We start from the raw sequence: 15,978 nt of genomic DNA, 5'->3' as shown, positions 1-15,978 counted from the left end.
GCCTATTCGTTCTCGTAGAAGTCCTCGTCATCAGGCGATTTGCGCGTCGACTTCTTGGCCGTGCGGCCGATCGAGCCGGTCACGCCGCCGTAGTCATTGTTGTTGCGCCCGGCATAGGGATTGCGACTTTGCGCGCGCGCGGCAATCTCCTCGCCCGACACGGCCGCCGGCTGGCAGATCACCGGGCGCTTGGGCCGGCGCATCAGATCCACGTGAATGTGATCGTAGTGATAGACGTTGGAGCCCGGCGCCAGCACGGTGTTGAAGACCTGGCACGCGCCGCCCTGGATGTCGCGCAGGAAGCCCTGCTCTTCCGGCATCCCCTTCCAGCCTGCCTTCACCGAGACACTGCGACCATCGGCGAGGACGAAGGCAGAGATATCGAGCGCGTTGCCGAATGCATGTTCGGAGATATGTGCGCGTGAATTGCCATTCATGCCACGGCACGAATAAGCGGAGATCTGCTTGATCTCGGCGACGCGGACGCCGAACCAGCGCATCGCCGCCGGCTGCACGGACTCCGCGAGCCACTTGTCAAGGGCCGAGACGATCGGACAGGCCAGCGTCGCCGTCGGTTTCACGACGACGGGGCCAACCGAGCCCGTGACATTGCCCTGTCCCGGTCCAAGACGCTGCGGAGCATAATCCTGCGGCGGCTGGCTCTGCTGCACACCTGAACTATAGCGGCCGTAAGGCGCGCGCGGCTGCTCTTGCTGCGGCGCGCGCATCGTCTGCGGCGAACCTTCCGGCGGCAATTCGATTTCGTCTTCATTGTCCGGCGGCACGCCCGGCGCGTTCAGCGAGATCGGGCCGCTGTTGCTGGCAGCGCCGCCATAGGACGAACCGCCATAGGACGGCTGCTGCGGCGCGGCAGCTTGCGGATAGGAATTCGGATAGCTGCTGGCGGGACGCGCCATGGTCTGTGGCTGCTGCTGCACCGGCCAACGTGGCTGGCTTGCACCGCTGATGCCGCCAGGCGGCCGCAAGGTTTCATCGGCAAAACCATAGCTGCTGCTGGCCTCGCCAAGAGCTGCGACCTTCAAGGGAAATTCTGCGCCGCAGACGCCGGGCCCGGAAATCGGGTTGATCCGAACGAGATCAGCCCCCTCTTTCACCGTGCCGGATTTGAGACATGCGACTTCTGCCTCGGCACGCCATGGTTCGCGTTCCTGGGTCTGAAACAGACCGCGTCCGCAACCCGCAAGCGATACAAGGACGACGGAGCCGACGAGATACAAACGAACTCTGCGCGTCATTCGCGCAAGGTGGTCGAAATGTTTTAAAGACTCTTCAACGCATTGAATTCACGTTTGATTTACCATGTTGCCGACGCTCGTACCGCTACGGCCGCAGTTGGTCGACTTCCTTCTCTTTTCTGCGGGAACGGACCGCCAGCTTTCGCGTTACTCCGCGCGACAACGTCAAAGGGAGGGTTCCCATGACTATGTTCGGCCAACTGAGCGTTGTGGCCGCCTATGCGGCAATCGCCTTCGTCGGCGCTATCGTATTTGGCGTGCTGTAGAGCCCTAATCCCATAAAGCTTTCTCACCTATGGCGTCCGCTCTCCCGAGCGGGCGCTTTTTGCTGCCGTAACCTGCCAATAGCCGATTGACAGTTTGACGCAGGCCGGGGCCTGATACCCCCGTTGCGAGCGCTTGCGCATCAGCCGGGACGATCGCCCGCGCAGTAGACCAGCGCCGAATTCAGAAGTCAGGAAACGCCTATGCGCAAATTCTTTGCCGCAACCATTGCGGCTGTATCACTCGCTGCTGCACTTGCAGCCCCCGCTGCGGCGCAAACCCCGATCAAGATCATGGTTGGCGGTATCGACAAGCAGATCTATCTGCCGGCGAAACTGGCAGCCCAGCTCGGCTTCTTCAAGGAACAGGGGCTCGACGTCGAGCTGTTCAACTCCACCTCCGGCTCGCAGGCAGCCACCGCTTTGCTCGCCCGCGAAGTCCAGGGCGTGGTCGGCTTCTACGATCACACCATCGACCTGCAATCCAAGGGCAAATTCATCACCTCAGTGGTGCAATTCGCGATCGCGCCTGGCGAAGTCGTGCTGGTGAAGGCCGCCGATGCGGACAAGCTGAAGGATCCCGCCAACTGGAAGGGGCAGGCGCTCGGCGTCACCGGCCTCGGCTCTGCCACCGACTTCCTGACCCGCGCGCTCGCCGCCAAAGCGGGGCTGAAGATGCAGGACTACACGCTGGTGCCAGTCGGCGCTGGCGATACGTTCCTGGCTTCCATGCAGCAGGGCAAGATCGTCTCCGGCATGACGACGGAGCCGACGGTGGCGCGCGCTGTGAAAAACGGCACGGCCAAAGTCGGCATCGATCTGCGCACACCGGAAAGCACCCGCGCTGCACTCGGCGGCGATTATCCGGCCGCGTGTCTCTATATGGACCGCGCCTGGATGGAGGCGAACAAGGAGACGGCACAGAAGGTCGTCAATGCGTTTGTGAAGACGCTGAAGTGGATGAATACCCACTCGCCCGAAGAGATCGCAGCTCAAATGCCGAAGGACTATTATGCCGGCGAACTCGATCTCTATGTGCAAGGTCTGCGCGAAGGCAAGCCGCAATACTCCGTGGACGGCATGATGCCGGCGGGTGCGCCGGAATCGGTGCTGAGCGTGCTGAACAGCTTCTCGCCCAACCTCAAGGGCAAGACCATCGACCTCGCCAAAACCTACACCACGGATTTCGTGGTCAAAGCCAACGCGACGAACTGAGGCCCTTCTCCCCTCCCCCTTGCGGGGAGGGGCCGGGGGTGGGGGTAGCCACAAGGGACGTCACTTGTGGACCCCCCTCCCCCGACCCTCCCCCGCAAGGGGGGAGGGAGCAGAACGAACGCGCTTTACCCGCCGACTTCAACAACGACTCTGATGATAAAGCGAATGCAATCATGAATGCCCCCGCACCCTCCGCCGTCGCGCTGAAGAACGTCGCGCGCCGCTTCGTCACGCCTTCGGGTGACGTTCTCTCCGCGCTGGAGGATTTCGACCTCAGCATTGCACCCGGCGAATTCATGGCCGTGGTCGGCCCCACCGGCTGCGGCAAGTCGACGACGCTCGGGCTGATCGCCGGCCTCGCCCGCCCGCAAGGCGGCGAAGTCACATTGTTCGATGCGCCGGTGACCGGTGTTGATCGGCGCGTCGGCTTCGTGTTCCAGCAGGACGCCGTATTTCCGTGGCGCGACGTGCTCGGCAATGTCATGGCCGGGCCGCTGTTTCGCGGCGTGGCGAAAGACAAGGCAGAGGCCACCGCGCGCGACTGGATCATTCGTGTCGGCCTGAAGGGCTTCGAACATCATCATCCGCATCAGCTCTCCGGCGGCATGCGCAAGCGCGTGGCGCTGGCGCAGACCTTCATCAACAATCCGCAGGTCCTTTTGATGGACGAGCCGTTCTCCGCGCTCGACGTGCAGACCCGCGAATTGATGCAGGAGGAATTGCTGCAACTGTGGGCCCAGGCGAAATCGGCGGTGCTGTTCGTCACCCACGATCTCGACGAAGCGATCCTGCTCGCCGACCGCGTCGCCGTGCTGACCACGCGACCGGCGCGCGTGAAGTCCGTCCACACCATCGACCTGCCGCGTCCACGCGATGTCGCGACGCTGCGCTACGACGAACGTTTCATCGCCATTGCGCGAAAGATCTCTGACGACCTGCGCGAGGAAGTGTTGCGCGCCCGGGCAGGACACTGACATGACCGAGACAACAGTGACCGCCCCCCTCGCCGCCGACGGCCGCATCGAGACCGCCGTGCAGCGCCTGCGCCGCCATCAGCGCCTGGTGCTGGCGCTGCGGCTTGCCGTTCTCGTATTCCTGATCGGCGGCTGGGAATTCGGCGTCCGCCTCGGCGTGATCGATCCGTTCTTCTTCGGCCAGCCCACGGGCATCGTCACCAAGCTGATCGACTGGACCGAGAACGGCACCTCCATCGGCCCGCTGTGGAAGCAGATCTGGGTGACAATCTACGAGGCCGGCGCCGGCTTCCTGATCGGCTCCGCCATGGGCATCCTGTGCGGCATCGCGCTGGGCCGTAACCAACTCCTGTCAGACGTGTTCTCGATCTACATCAAGGTCGCGAATTCGATCCCGCGCGTCGTGCTCGGCTCGATCTTCATCGTGGCCCTCGGCCTCGGTGCGGCATCGAAGATCGCACTCGCCGTCGTGATGGTGTTCTTCGTGGTGTTCGCCAACGCCTTCCAGGGCGTGCGCGAGGCCGACAAGAACCTGATCGCCAATGCGCGCATCCTCGGCGCCAGTAACTGGCAGATGACCCGCGCCGTGGTGCTGCCCTCGGCGCTGTCCTGGATTCTCGCCAGCCTGCATGTCTCGTTCGGCTTCGCGCTGGTCGGTGCCATCGTCGGAGAGTTTTTGGGCGCCCGCGAAGGCATGGGCCTGCTGATCGCGACCGCACAGGGCTCGTTCGATTCCAACGGCGTGTTCGCCGCGATGATCGTTATCGCGATCGTGGCGCTGCTGGCCGAATGGATCCTGACCATGATCGAGAACCGGCTGCTGACCTGGCGCCCGGATACCACCGTTAACGAGTGACCACCGAAACCCGGCGCGCTTGATTCAAATCGGCGCGCCGGCGGTCATTCCTTCTGCAACAATGTTGCTCCTATCCCCTGCGACGACACATTTCCCCGCCGCGACGAAACCGTTTTGCAGAATTGACGCAAATCTCCTGAAACGGCCGCTGGGTACATCTCCTGCCAACGAGGCGCCGAACGGGCGCTCATTCACAGGCGCTCAAACGGAGATTCCCATGATCACCCTCGCTTCTTTCGAACGAAAAATTCGCCGTGCTGCCGTTGCAATCGGCGCGCTCCTTGCCGGCGCATTCTCCTTTGCCCATCCGGCAGCCGCAGCGCCGCTGCCGCTGTTTCCGTTCTTCATGGCGCCGCCGGTCCAGAGCGAGCCTGCGCCCTATGTGCAGTCGCCGCAGATGGATGACGAGCGCTCTGCCATCGAACAGCCCGCGCGCTTCAGGCGGCAGATCGTCAACTATCCGACCCGCGAGGCCGCCGGCACGATCATCGTCGATACGCCGAACACCTATCTGTATTACGTGCTCGGCAACGGTCAGGCGCTCCGCTACGGCATCGGCGTCGGCCGCGATGGTTTCACATGGTCCGGTGTACAAACCGTGACTCGCAAGGCCGAATGGCCGGCATGGACCCCGCCGGCTGAAATGATCGCACGCCAGCCCTATCTGCCGCGCCACATGGCCGGCGGCCCCGGTAACCCGCTCGGCGCCCGCGCCATGTATCTCGGCGGCACCATCTATCGCATCCACGGCACCAATATGCCGGAGACCATTGGCACGCAGGTCTCGTCGGGCTGCATCCGCCTCACCAATCAGGACGTGTCGGATCTGTATTCCCGCGTTACAGTCGGCACCAAGGTGATTGTGCTGCCGATGGATCGCCGTGCAGACAGCGCAAGCGGCAAGCGTGGCTAATCTGAGGCGCGGCTCCTAACTGGCGCGCGTCACCACAGCATTGTAATGTCCCCGCGTTTTCGAGCGGGGACATCATGCGTCTGAAACCAATTCTCATCGGCGCGGTGCTGGTCGCCGTCTTTTTCGTGGTCGCACTCAAGGTGATGGACTATGTGGCTCCGCGCGGCGCTGGCTCGGCGCCAGTGCTGGTCGCATTGCCGCCGCTGCCACCCTCACCCGCACGCAGTTCAAGCATCATCGCACCGGTCGCCATTGCACTCACCGCGATCCGCGATGCCGCCGATCGCGGCGCACCGCGCAGCTTCAACGGCACGGCTGACAATCCTGTACAACAACTGCTGCAAGATGCCGATATCAGGTGGACGGCCGCACGCGGTCCGATCGGGGCGACCGGCGCGCAGGACACGCTGACCATGTCCGCCCCACTGACCGGCACGCTCAATGTCACCGGCGCCATCTCGACGAATGTGCGCGATGCGCTGGGCGGCGCGCTCGGCAACCTGCTCGGCGGCAATGTTGCCAAGCAGCTTGGCAACATCAACATCAAGAACGTCAATGCCAATGCGGAAATCCGCGGCAATGTGGTGGTCTCGGCACAGCCGCGGCTGACGCCGAATTGGCGGATCGACCCGAACCTGACCGCTCAGGTGACACTCGGCGATACCAACGTCGCGGTCGCCGGTGCCCGCATCAATGTGCCCGCGCAGGTCAAGCCGATGATCGACAATGCGGTCAACGAGCAGATCATCGCCCTGCAGCAGCGCCTGCGCAACGATCCCGCTTTCGAACAGAATGCCCGGCGCGAATGGGCCAAACTCTGCCGGTCGATCCCGCTGCAAGGTGCGAGCGCATTGCAGAACCTGTTCATCGAACTGAAGCCGACGCGTGCCGTCGCCGCCCAGCCGCGCATCGATGCCAGCAATTTGACGCTGACACTCGGCGTCGAGGCCGAAACACGCGTGACCTCAACACAGACGCAGCCAAATTGTCCGTTCCCCGCCACACTCGCCATCGTGCCGCCCGGCCCCGGCAAACTCAGCATCGGTGTGCCCGTGGACATGCCTTTCACTGAACTGAATAAGATCATCGAGGCGCAACTCGTCGGCAAGACATTCCCGGAAGACAATTCCGGCGCGGTCGCAGTGACGGTGAAGAAAGCAACTGTCTCGGCATCCGGCGACCGCCTGCTCATCTCGTTGCTGGTGAATGCCAAGGAGAAGCAGAGCTGGTTCGGTCTTGGCGGCGAAGCAACTGTCCATGTCTGGGGCAAGCCTGCGCTCGATCAAGCGGCACAGACGCTGCGCTTTACCGATCTGGAACTTGCCGTTGAATCAGAAGCGGCCTTTGGCCTGCTCGGCGCGGCAGCTCGTGCAGCCATGCCATTGCTACAGAAGACGCTGGCTGAACGTGCGACCATCGATCTGAAGCCCTTTGCCTCGAATGCGCAAAAGAAGATCGCCGCCGTCATCGCGGATTTCCAGAAGAACGAAAACGGCATCCGCGTCGGCGCCGAGATCAGCAGCCTCCGCCTTGGCGGGATCGCCTTCGACTCCAAAACGCTGCGGGTGATCGCGGAGGCCGATGGCGCCATCAATGTGAATGTGACGGCGTTGCCGGGGCTGTAGATTTAACGCGATGACGCGGATAAGAGCGCACCCGCAAAACGGGCGCGCTCTTATCGTCAGCCTACTGGTTCTTGGCTCGCGTTGTCACAACGTGACGAAAAAGTCCTTACATCGCATACTTGAACTCAGGCATCGCCTTCAATTGATCCTTGCTGGCACCGCTTAGCACGGCATGGTCGGGGTACCAGGGATTCGCCTTGGCCGGCGCGGCGGCTGCGGGAGCTGCACCCGTGGTGGCTGCACCCGTGGTCATGCCGCTAGGGGGCGAGGTCGACTTCATGCCCGACGAACCGCCAGTTGAAGACGCCATTGTTGCCACCGGCTCGTTCACGAATTTGATCTTGTCATAAGGCACGGCGATCAGGCGTTCGCCGACACCGAGGAAACCACCGACGCCGATCACCACGGCCTTGATGTTCCCCTGCTTGTCGGTCAAGAGATCGTTGATCGAACCGAGGCTCTCATTGGCTTCGTTATATACGCTCAGACCGACCACCTTCGATGTACGCCAGTTGCCATTGAACGTCGTATCAGATGCGGTGACCGGCGCAGCTGCCGGGGCTGTGGTTGTCGTAGTTGCGCTCGGGCTCTGCGCGAAAGCTGCGGTTGCCAGCAACGCCGAACCAACGATACCAGCCGTCATGTATTTATTGAACATATGTTCCTCCTGTCGTTGTGGGTCGTCCAAAACCAACGCGGAGGTACAATGACTGTTCCGGTTCCACCGAAATTGGTCGTTAGAATTCGCCCCAATAGGGTGCGACGCCGTAGTGGCGATGCAGCGCTTCTTCCTGCGACCTGTCGCCCCAGTCGAACTCGCGTTTCTCGGTGAATGACGGCGCGCTGCGCAATTCTTCTTCGCTGATATCAAGTTGATACGCATCGAGCGTGCGATTGAAGGTCAGCCGCGCCCAAGGTAGCGGCAGCAGGTTCGAACCGAGGCCGAGAAAGCCGCCGAAACTGAGGATGGCGTAGGACACTTTGCCGCTGATCTTGTCGATCATCAGACGTTCGATATGACCGATGCGTTCGCCATTCGGACGTCGTACCGCCGTTCCCTCGATCCGGTCGCTCGCAATCAGGCTATGCGGCTTCGTCATGACGTCGGGAGTCATTGTCGCCTCCATAAGTCAATTGAAGGGGTAACAATGCCCGGACGTGTTCCTTGTTCCGGCAATAGCGCGAAAGTGACCTGCACAAAAGAAACCACCACCCTTCCCTTGCGGGAAAGATGGTGGCGTCAGCCTGGTCGTAAGCGTCGCGGTCTTCGTATCAGGTCTGGTAGTCGATCAGCAGGGCCGTGAATGACGCCTTGCTGCTAGATGCTGTAGCGCTGGTGCCGCTCGCGCTGTAGGAGCTTGAAGACGAGGCCTCCAGCGATTGCTTCAGCGAGTCCAGGAACTGCTTCATGATATCGGAGATACTGGTCGCACTGTCCGTATCATCGGTACTGTCGGTACTATCGGCGCTATCCGACGGCGGTGGGCCGCCGGGTCCACCGCCAGGAGGTGGACCACCGGCACCGCGAGCGCCGCCTGCTCCACCCGGACCGCCATCGGCGAAGGCCGACTGGAACACGCCCTGCAATTCGGTGGCCTGGTCCGAGGTCAGCTTGCCGCTGGACACCTGGGCACTGATGAGATCGTCGATCTTCGATTTCATCTCGTCCGGCGACGGCCGGCTGCCGCTGCTCTGGCTCGAACGGTCGGCCTGCAGCGACGAGTCGATATCGGTTAAAGCAGAGGACAGCGCATCCTGATCGCCGCTGCTGATCTTTCCGGAGGAAAGCTCGGCCTGCAGCTCCTGCTGCAGTTTCTGAAGGGGGGATTGGTAGGAACTGCTGGACGCAGCCGAGATAGAGGTCATGATCTGCTCCAAGGTGCTTGCTTAGTGCTCGCAACTTGCGGTTAACCTTCTTAACGAGGTCTTGTTATCGCCTTGCTGACATGTTGCGGTTTGTTGCGCCTCAGCCACTAGCAATAGTCCGAAACAAAAAACTTCTGCAGCCCGCGCCGATCCCGGCCAAAAGAGTTCGCATGGCAAACGTACCGAACATCCTGGTCGTAGAAGACGACCGCGAAACCCGTACGCTGATCGCGAAGTATCTGCGTACCAATTCCTGCAACGTCACCACCGCTGCCGACGGGCGCGAGATGGAAAAGGTGATGGCCGACACCCGTGTCGACCTGCTGATCCTCGACGTGATGCTGCCCGGCGAAGACGGCCTCAGCCTGTGCCGCAAGGTCCGTGCCGAGTCGCAACTGCCGATCATCATGCTGACGGCGCGTGGCGAAGACGTGGACCGCATTCTCGGCCTCGAAATGGGCGCCGACGACTACCTGCCAAAGCCCTTCAATCCGCGCGAATTGCTGGCACGCATCAATGCAGTGCTGCGCCGACAGGCCACGGCGCTCAATGCCAGCGCCACGCCGAACGCCACGGCGCTGTCATTCGCCGGCTGGCAGATCGACCTGCGCCTGCGCGAATTGCGCAATCCCGAAGGCGCGCGCGTCGCCATGACCTCGGCCGAATTCGATCTGCTGCGTGCCTTTGTCGAGCGCTCCGGCCGCGTGCTGTCGCGCGACAGCCTGCTCGATCTCACGCAAGGCCGCAGCGCCGGATCGTTCGAACGCAGCATCGACGTGCTGGTCAGCCGCATCCGCCGCAAGATCGAGGTCGACCCGCAGGACGCGCAAATGATCAAGACGGTGCGTTCGGGCGGCTACATGTTTACGCCGACGGTGGAAGCGGTCGCAACGGCGACGACCAACTAGTTTCATCGAGATGTTCAGCGTCCTCAATCTGCGTCGGATCAGCGGCCAGATCACCGCCCTGGTGGTGATGTCGATCGTGGCTATCCACATCGTTCTCTCGCTGCTGTTCACGCTGATGAGACCGGACCCGAATGATCAGGAGCGGGATCGTGGCCACGGCGAGTTGATCGCGATCGTTCGCTTGCTGAAGGCGACACCGATCGCCGATCGCCCGGAACTTCTGGTCAATTTGAAAAACGCCTTTCCCAAATTCGACATCCGGCCAGTCCCTCGGGATGCAACGATCACGACCGACGATGGCCCCGACTATCCGCGTCACAGCTTACGCCGGCTGCTTGGTTCCGACGCGCGACTGCTGACGATCGGTGGCGCGCCGGACCGGATCGGGGTCACCCTCCCGGACGGCGACATGTTCTCCTTCAGTAGTCTACCGGAGCGACGACCAGGCTTCTTTCTGGGCGGTCCTTGGGTTCTGACGTTTCTGTTCGTGGTGATCAGCCTGACGCTGCTGGGCCTGTGGGCGGCCCGCATGCTGTCCGCGCCGCTTTCGGCCTTTGCCAAGGCAGCGGAAGAGTTCAGCCTGAACGGCTCGGCTGAGCCCCTGCCCGAGCGCGGCCCCGAAGAAATTCGCTCGGTGGCACGCGCGCTGAATCGGATGCGCGAGCGCATCGGCACGCTGATTGACGACCGCACCAAGATGCTCGCCGCCATCAGCCATGATTTGCGTACGCCGATCACGCGGCTGCGTCTCCGTTCGGAATTCATCGAGGACGACGGCCATCGCCGCCACATGCTGCGTGACCTCGATCAGATGCGATCGATGCTCGAAGCCGTGCTGTCATTCCTGCGCAACGACCGTCGGCTGGAAGAGATGACGCTGACGGATATCGCCACAACCCTGCAGCTGATCGCCGACCAGTTTGCCGACATCGGCCATATGGTGACCTATCAGGGCCCGTCCCATGCGATGGCGATGGCCCGGCCCGACGATCTGCATCGCGCAGTGACCAACCTGGTCGAGAACGCCGTGAAGTTCGGCTCGGAAGCGAATATCTCTCTGACGATGTCCGAGGGCGGCGCCATCATCGACGTCGCCGATGACGGCCCTGGCATTTCGGACGCACAAAAGAGCGCGATGCTGCAGCCTTTCGTACGCGGCGACGACGCCCGCAACATGGATCATGAAGCTGCCGGCTTCGGCCTCGGCCTGTCGATCGCCCGCGCCGTAACGTTGGCCCATGGCGGCGAATTGACACTGCTGGATCGCCAGCCGCGTGGCCTGATCGTCCGCATCACGCTGCCGGCACGCGATACGGACAGAGCCGCAGCGTAGCGCTCAGTTCGCCTTCACCGCAGGCGCGACGCTGTGGACCGCACCCGGTTTGCGCAGATGGATCGTGGCGATGTCGTCACTATAGACCTTCTCCCAACCATCGACGCGATCGAGCAGCTTGGTTGCTGCGCTCTGGGTTCGCAGCAACGTCGCCTCGATGTCGTAATCCTTCAGCAGCCGGAACAGGTTGTCGGGCTCGATCAGACCGCTGGCATTGTTGTGGTCGACCATCAGCTTCGTCCCGAACAATTCGGTACGGCCATCGATGAAGGTCGGCACCCCACGCGCGATCAGATAGCCGCCGAAGTCGTAATCGTTGAACACGCGACTGAGATTGAGCTTCTGGAGTTCAGTCACCGCCTTTGCGGGCGCAGCCGCCTCACGCGGCATGTAGCGCTGCACGGACGCCAACACGAATGTCCCGGCGATTAGACAGATCGCGATCCCCGCGAATAACAAGCTGCGCTGCGGCGATACATGATTGGCCTCTGGCATCTGAGGTCCACCGATTTGTCGACCAAGCGGCGTCGCCAAGACCATCGGCGCCAGCAGCGCCAGCACTTCGGCGTTGCGTACATGACTGAGCGCCATGAACACGAAGCCGATCACGAGCACGATGCGCATCGGCGGCAGCGTGATGCCGCGCCATAGCGCCAGTGCGAACGCCACCAGCACGGTCAGTTCCAGCGGCCCGGCATGATTGAAATTTGCAGGCCGCCACTCGCCGATCAGCGCCAGCGCTTCACCGAGATTGAGAATGCGACGCGACGCCAGCAGCGAGTCCCAGCCATAAGGCGTCACGCAACTTGCTGCCAACGCGGCAATGCCGAACAGCGCCCAGCGCAGCAGCAGCGCGCGCTGCATCGTCTTCGGTGCATGCCAGATCGCATCGATGCCGATCGGACCGATCAGCGCCAATCCGAGAATGAAGCCGCCATGCAGGTTGGCCCAAAGCGCCATCAGCGGCAGCAGCCAGAAGGATGGCACACTCCTGCGATCCATCGCATTCACAAGGCCGGCGACCCATGCCACCATCACCGGCATCGCCAGCAGATGCGGCCGCGCAACAACATGCCCCGCCATCAGCGCAAGAGCCGTCGCGACGAAAATGATCGTCACCGTGGCCGGCAGGCGCTTATCGAGAAAGCGCGCCAACAACGCCATTGTCACGGCCAGCGCAGCGACAGCAAGCACCACCACGCCGGTCCAGCCAGCGCCGGCATAGGCGACCGCGTAGAGGACCTGAGACAGCCACTGGGTCGAGATCCATGGCTGGCCGTACATCGTGAACGAGTAGATATCGGTCGTCGGCACCGCATGGTGATCGAGAATCCACTGCCCGACTGCGATCTGCCAATACGCATCCGGATCTCTCAGGAGGGCGTTGCCCGCCGCGAGCCACAGCGTATAGACCGCAATCCCCGCCCAGAGCGGGAGCAGCCCGTGCATCGTTTTGCGCGTTACGACGGGATGGGTGGCGGACATCGTCATGCTCGGCATGCCCCTGGAAAGTCGCAAGAAAAGCGCTGGAATACCGCAGCAAATCACGACAGGGCATAATTTGGGGTAAATATCGGGCGGAACTCGCGAATCAGGCCTACAGAAAGACGCAATTCGAGCCCTCATCTCGGATAATTGAATCGGATGGTTTAGGCCGTCTGAAAGACTGCCTCCGCTACTGGCGGAGGAACGAAGTTTTCGAGACCATTCATGAAACGCATTTCTCTGTCCCTGGCGACGCTTCTGGCTGTTGCCGCTCTTCCGCAACTGGCATCCGCGCAGCAGCGTGCCGACTACGACGCCATGGTTGCCACCCATGCCCAGGCCAATGGCGTGCCCGAGGCGCTGGTGCATCGTGTGATCGTGCGCGAAAGCAAGTATCACCCCAATCTGATCGGCCGCGGCGGCACCATCGGCCTGATGCAGATCAAGCTCGCGACCGCGCGCGGCGTTGGCTACACCGGCACCGCCGAAGGCCTTCGCGATCCCAACACCAATCTCACTTACGCGGTGAAATATCTCGCCGGCGCCTACCGTGCCGCGAACGGAAATCACAACCGCGCGGTGTCCTACTATGCCGGCGGCTACTACTATGCCGCCAAGCGCCAGCGCCGCGAGGTTTCCGCGCCGCCGCATCAGCCACTCTTCGCCAAGGATGCCGAACGCCTGCACCTGCACCTGCAAAACGCGGCCAATGCCAACGCCCAAGCTTTGAAGCCGTAAGTCCCGCCGCATTGAAATCGGGGTCGGCCAACACATGCACCGATCACTGCGTTCACGCATATAAGCATTGGTAACGTGAAGATATCACTGCTTTTCGCTGGCGTTATTCAAGCTAAAATGCTACTTTAAGTTGATTTTGTACGGATATTAAAAGCAAGCATCTTCGAAATTCGGGAGATGATTCTATGTATGGTCGGTTGGCCTTTGCCCTTTGTTTAATGGTTGTCACCCCGTCATTCGCGACCGAGCCCGGACCGGCAAAAGGCCCGCTCCAGAAGGACGCGAAACAACTTTGCCAAGAAATTTGTGCAGCATCGTTCTCGGAAAAATTCGATGTCGCAAGAAAGAAGCAGCTGAGCGACTGCTTTGCTCAAGGTCTTTGTCCCATCAACATGGGCCCACCAACAGCAAACATGCCGTGGTCCAAGTCTAAGCGGTTCGAAAACGCAATCTGATGCTTGAATTTGGCACCAGCTCGTTCTTTGCGGTCATTTCGCAGCCTCTCATTTTCGGTGCACTAGCGGGCGCTCTCTTTGCGTTCGTCTTCTCTCTGCAGAACTCCTTACTGCCCTACTCAACAAAACTGCGAGCCAACCTGCCTGTTGGAATCGGATTTGCGCTGCCGATTTCGCTAGTTGCCTTTGTCGCAGGATACCTGACTGGCGTCAGCCGCTCTCCCGCGGTCGGGACGATCATTCCGGCAGTCCTCACGCTCGTCGGTGGCCTCAATATTTACCTATTCGGTATCGACGTGAAAAATCGATCTTTGGTCGGCTTTAGTGTTTTTCTGTTCTCTCTTTTCTTGTTCTACGGCGTTCAGACGGGTTCCTATCATCGAGAAATCGGCCGCGAAGCCAGACTAATTTTTCTGTCCGAGCAGGAGCGAAAAATCAGAATTTTTCGGGAAAATCGCGATCTTTCCCCTGATATGCCAGCCTGGATAACAACTGGCGAACCGCGATAGGCAAGTCCCGCACTCACGACGAGACGGGGCCGCGTTGACACGCCCATCCATAGGTTTACATTAGAGTCGTTCCGAGGGGGGCTCCGACGAGGAGCTGAGATACCGCAAGCTTGCACTTTTCCTGTTCCGGAAGAGACGCGCGAGACCGCGGTGACCCTTTGAACCTGATCCGGGTCATGCCGGCGAAGGGACAGGGATGTTTCAGGCTACGCAATCTCCGCGCGGGGACTCTCCCGTGGCGGGTAAATCGATATCAGTGATTGGCGCTGGCATTGCCGGCGCTTGGCAGGCGTTGATGCTGGCCAAGGCCGGCCACGCCGTGACGCTGCATGAGCGCAGCGATCCCAGCATGCGCGACGCCACCAGCCATTGGGCCGGCGGCATGCTGGCGCCTTGGTGCGAAGCCGAAGTCTCCGAGCCTGTGGTCTCCCGCCTGGGCCTACGTGCACTCGATCTGTGGCGCGAGGAACTCCCCGACACACCGTTCAATGGCTCGCTGGTCGTGGCGCATGCGCGCGACCGCGCCGATTTCGAACGCTTCGCCAAGATGACTTCCGGCCATACGCGGCTCGATGCAGCAGGCGTCGCCGAGATCGAGCCGTCGCTCGAAGGCCGGTTTCGCGACGGGCTGTTCTATCCCGGCGAAGGCCATGTGGAGCCGCGCCGCGTGCTGCCGCAACTCCACGCCCGGATTAGCGCCGCCGGCGGCATCATCAAATACAACAGCGAGCAGCAGCCGAAAGATCTCGACGGTCTGGTGATCGATTGCCGCGGGCTTGCGGCACGTGATGATGCCAGCACGCCGAAGCTGCGCGGCGTCAAGGGCGAAATCATCATCGTCGAGACAGATGAAGTACAGCTGTCGCGCCCGATCCGCCTGATGCATCCGCGCTGGCCGCTTTACGTGATCCCTCGCGCGGACAACCGCTTCATGCTCGGCGCGACTTCCATCGAGGGCGAGGATACCGGCGTCAGCGTGCGCTCCGCACTCGAACTGCTCGGCGCTGCCTATGCAGTGCATCCCGCCTTTGCCGAAGCGCGCATTCTCGAATTCGGCTCGGGTTTGCGTCCGGCTTTTCCCGACAACCTGCCGCGCATCGCGATCGACAAGAACACGATCGCGGTGAACGGCCTCTATCGCCACGGCTTTCTGCTGGCGCCTGCGCTGGCGGAGCTGACGCTCAACTATATCAAGCGGGGCGAGATCGACAATGAGGTGATGCAATGCAAGTGATCGTCAATGGCGAGCACCGCGAGATCGAGGCGTCGCATGTCGGCGCGCTGCTGCAGGAACTGGACTACGAAGGCACGCACTGTGCCATTGCGCTGAATTTCGACGTGGTGCCACGCAGCGCATGGGCGCAGACGCCACTCAAGGCAGGCGACGAGATCGAGATCATCACGCCACGGCAGGGAGGGTGAGAACGTGCACCTCCTTGACGTGATCAATTCGCAAAGGCCGCTGTGCTCCCCTCCCCCTTGCGGGGAGGTGTCGGGGGCGGGGGTCCACAAAGGGACTCTTACCGCGACGCTCTCGCCTGGCTCTACCCCCCTCCCCAACCCTCCCCCGCAAGAGGGGAGG

The 15,978-nt window shown here is 61.7% G+C and carries 16 protein-coding genes and 1 riboswitch; of the genes, 11 read left to right on the top strand and 5 right to left on the bottom strand.

The genetic code is table 11. From position 1 onward, the window contains the following. Positions 1-2 precede the first annotated feature (2 nt). Positions 3-1,256 carry an extensin family protein gene (locus tag AB7783_RS02620; RefSeq protein ID WP_441276734.1) on the bottom strand — a complete coding sequence of 418 codons (1,254 nt, stop codon included), beginning with the start codon at positions 1,254-1,256 and terminating at the stop codon, positions 3-5. Positions 1,257-1,723: 467 nt separating this feature from the next. On the opposite strand from AB7783_RS02620, the gene AB7783_RS02615 reads away from it, so the two are divergent. The 5 genes from AB7783_RS02615 to AB7783_RS02595 all read left to right on the top strand — a co-directional run bounded on the left by AB7783_RS02615 (position 1,724) and on the right by AB7783_RS02595 (position 7,102). Beyond that, the gene (locus AB7783_RS02615) at positions 1,724-2,734 is read left to right on the top strand and encodes an ABC transporter substrate-binding protein (RefSeq protein WP_089267360.1); all 1,011 of its coding nucleotides are present in this window, start codon (positions 1,724-1,726) and stop codon (positions 2,732-2,734) included. 173 nt (positions 2,735-2,907) lie between these two features. After that, complete coding sequence (locus tag AB7783_RS02610) at positions 2,908-3,708, top strand: ABC transporter ATP-binding protein (protein WP_441276733.1); 801 nt, start codon at positions 2,908-2,910, stop codon at positions 3,706-3,708. 1 nt (position 3,709) lies between these two features. Then, positions 3,710-4,564: an ABC transporter permease gene (locus tag AB7783_RS02605; protein ID WP_441276732.1), complete on the top strand. Its 855-nt coding sequence runs from the start codon at positions 3,710-3,712 to the stop codon at positions 4,562-4,564. 217 nt (positions 4,565-4,781) lie between these two features. After that, positions 4,782-5,477 (top strand): L,D-transpeptidase, encoded by a 696-nt coding sequence (locus AB7783_RS02600; RefSeq protein WP_441276731.1) that lies wholly within the window; start codon positions 4,782-4,784, stop codon positions 5,475-5,477. Between the two features lie 74 nt (positions 5,478-5,551). After that, positions 5,552-7,102, top strand: coding sequence for a DUF4403 family protein (locus AB7783_RS02595; RefSeq protein ID WP_441276730.1), 1,551 nt, complete (start codon positions 5,552-5,554; stop codon positions 7,100-7,102). 106 nt (positions 7,103-7,208) lie between these two features. On the opposite strand, the gene AB7783_RS02590 is transcribed toward AB7783_RS02595, so the two are convergent. The 3 genes from AB7783_RS02590 to AB7783_RS02580 all read right to left on the bottom strand — a co-directional run bounded on the left by AB7783_RS02590 (position 7,209) and on the right by AB7783_RS02580 (position 8,968). Continuing rightward, positions 7,209-7,760: a PRC-barrel domain-containing protein gene (locus AB7783_RS02590; RefSeq protein WP_441276729.1), complete on the bottom strand. Its 552-nt coding sequence runs from the start codon at positions 7,758-7,760 to the stop codon at positions 7,209-7,211. A 79-nt stretch (positions 7,761-7,839) separates the two neighbouring features. Further along, positions 7,840-8,217, bottom strand: a complete 378-nt coding sequence (locus AB7783_RS02585) for a PRC-barrel domain-containing protein (protein WP_120289287.1) — start codon at positions 8,215-8,217, stop codon at positions 7,840-7,842. A 157-nt stretch (positions 8,218-8,374) separates the two neighbouring features. After that, positions 8,375-8,968 carry a hypothetical protein gene (locus AB7783_RS02580; RefSeq protein ID WP_089267575.1) on the bottom strand — a complete coding sequence of 198 codons (594 nt, stop codon included), beginning with the start codon at positions 8,966-8,968 and terminating at the stop codon, positions 8,375-8,377. Between the two features lie 170 nt (positions 8,969-9,138). Between AB7783_RS02580 and AB7783_RS02575 the strand changes: the two genes are divergently transcribed. Continuing rightward, complete coding sequence (locus AB7783_RS02575) at positions 9,139-9,876, top strand: response regulator (RefSeq protein ID WP_093760564.1); 738 nt, start codon at positions 9,139-9,141, stop codon at positions 9,874-9,876. A gap of 10 nt (positions 9,877-9,886) precedes the next feature. Beyond that, positions 9,887-11,209, top strand: a complete 1,323-nt coding sequence (locus tag AB7783_RS02570) for an ATP-binding protein (RefSeq protein WP_441276728.1) — start codon at positions 9,887-9,889, stop codon at positions 11,207-11,209. A 3-nt stretch (positions 11,210-11,212) separates the two neighbouring features. On the opposite strand, the gene AB7783_RS02565 is transcribed toward AB7783_RS02570, so the two are convergent. After that, positions 11,213-12,700 carry a hypothetical protein gene (locus AB7783_RS02565; protein ID WP_441276727.1) on the bottom strand — a complete coding sequence of 496 codons (1,488 nt, stop codon included), beginning with the start codon at positions 12,698-12,700 and terminating at the stop codon, positions 11,213-11,215. 219 nt (positions 12,701-12,919) lie between these two features. Here AB7783_RS02565 and AB7783_RS02560 point away from each other — a divergent pair, with 219 nt between their 5' ends. From AB7783_RS02560 to thiS, 4 genes are all read left to right on the top strand, one after another. Further along, the gene (locus tag AB7783_RS02560) at positions 12,920-13,432 is read left to right on the top strand and encodes a transglycosylase SLT domain-containing protein (protein WP_441276726.1); all 513 of its coding nucleotides are present in this window, start codon (positions 12,920-12,922) and stop codon (positions 13,430-13,432) included. A gap of 454 nt (positions 13,433-13,886) precedes the next feature. Continuing rightward, a complete protein-coding gene (locus AB7783_RS02555) occupies positions 13,887-14,396 on the top strand; it encodes a hypothetical protein (RefSeq protein ID WP_231077595.1) in 510 nt (169 codons plus the stop codon). A 64-nt stretch (positions 14,397-14,460) separates the two neighbouring features. Further along, positions 14,461-14,605: riboswitch (TPP riboswitch) on the top strand. Further along, positions 14,593-15,630 (top strand): FAD-dependent oxidoreductase, encoded by a 1,038-nt coding sequence (locus AB7783_RS02550; protein WP_441276725.1) that lies wholly within the window; start codon positions 14,593-14,595, stop codon positions 15,628-15,630. Its footprint overlaps the riboswitch before it by 13 nt. Then, a complete protein-coding gene (gene thiS / locus AB7783_RS02545; protein ID WP_068732274.1) occupies positions 15,621-15,818 on the top strand; it encodes a sulfur carrier protein ThiS in 198 nt (65 codons plus the stop codon). Before AB7783_RS02550 ends, thiS begins: the two co-directional genes overlap by 10 nt. The last annotated feature ends 160 nt before the right edge of the window (positions 15,819-15,978 follow it).

This window comes from Tardiphaga sp. 172_B4_N1_3, from assembly GCF_052076035.1.
Taxonomy (GTDB): domain Bacteria; phylum Pseudomonadota; class Alphaproteobacteria; order Rhizobiales; family Xanthobacteraceae; genus Tardiphaga; species Tardiphaga robiniae.
This window is presented reverse-complemented; position numbering and strand designations above follow the sequence as displayed.

Coding starts and splice junctions, on each gene's coding strand:
- AB7783_RS02620 (WP_441276734.1), bottom strand. CDS start 1,256: ATGACGCGCAGAGTTCGTTTGTATCTCGTCGGCTCCGTCGTCCTTGTA.
- AB7783_RS02615 (WP_089267360.1), top strand. CDS start 1,724: ATGCGCAAATTCTTTGCCGCAACCATTGCGGCTGTATCACTCGCTGCT.
- AB7783_RS02610 (WP_441276733.1), top strand. CDS start 2,908: ATGAATGCCCCCGCACCCTCCGCCGTCGCGCTGAAGAACGTCGCGCGC.
- AB7783_RS02605 (WP_441276732.1), top strand. CDS start 3,710: ATGACCGAGACAACAGTGACCGCCCCCCTCGCCGCCGACGGCCGCATC.
- AB7783_RS02600 (WP_441276731.1), top strand. CDS start 4,782: ATGATCACCCTCGCTTCTTTCGAACGAAAAATTCGCCGTGCTGCCGTT.
- AB7783_RS02595 (WP_441276730.1), top strand. CDS start 5,552: ATGCGTCTGAAACCAATTCTCATCGGCGCGGTGCTGGTCGCCGTCTTT.
- AB7783_RS02590 (WP_441276729.1), bottom strand. CDS start 7,760: ATGTTCAATAAATACATGACGGCTGGTATCGTTGGTTCGGCGTTGCTG.
- AB7783_RS02585 (WP_120289287.1), bottom strand. CDS start 8,217: ATGACTCCCGACGTCATGACGAAGCCGCATAGCCTGATTGCGAGCGAC.
- AB7783_RS02580 (WP_089267575.1), bottom strand. CDS start 8,968: ATGACCTCTATCTCGGCTGCGTCCAGCAGTTCCTACCAATCCCCCCTT.
- AB7783_RS02575 (WP_093760564.1), top strand. CDS start 9,139: ATGGCAAACGTACCGAACATCCTGGTCGTAGAAGACGACCGCGAAACC.
- AB7783_RS02570 (WP_441276728.1), top strand. CDS start 9,887: ATGTTCAGCGTCCTCAATCTGCGTCGGATCAGCGGCCAGATCACCGCC.
- AB7783_RS02565 (WP_441276727.1), bottom strand. CDS start 12,700: ATGACGATGTCCGCCACCCATCCCGTCGTAACGCGCAAAACGATGCAC.
- AB7783_RS02560 (WP_441276726.1), top strand. CDS start 12,920: ATGAAACGCATTTCTCTGTCCCTGGCGACGCTTCTGGCTGTTGCCGCT.
- AB7783_RS02555 (WP_231077595.1), top strand. CDS start 13,887: ATGCTTGAATTTGGCACCAGCTCGTTCTTTGCGGTCATTTCGCAGCCT.
- AB7783_RS02550 (WP_441276725.1), top strand. CDS start 14,593: ATGTTTCAGGCTACGCAATCTCCGCGCGGGGACTCTCCCGTGGCGGGT.
- thiS (WP_068732274.1), top strand. CDS start 15,621: ATGCAAGTGATCGTCAATGGCGAGCACCGCGAGATCGAGGCGTCGCAT.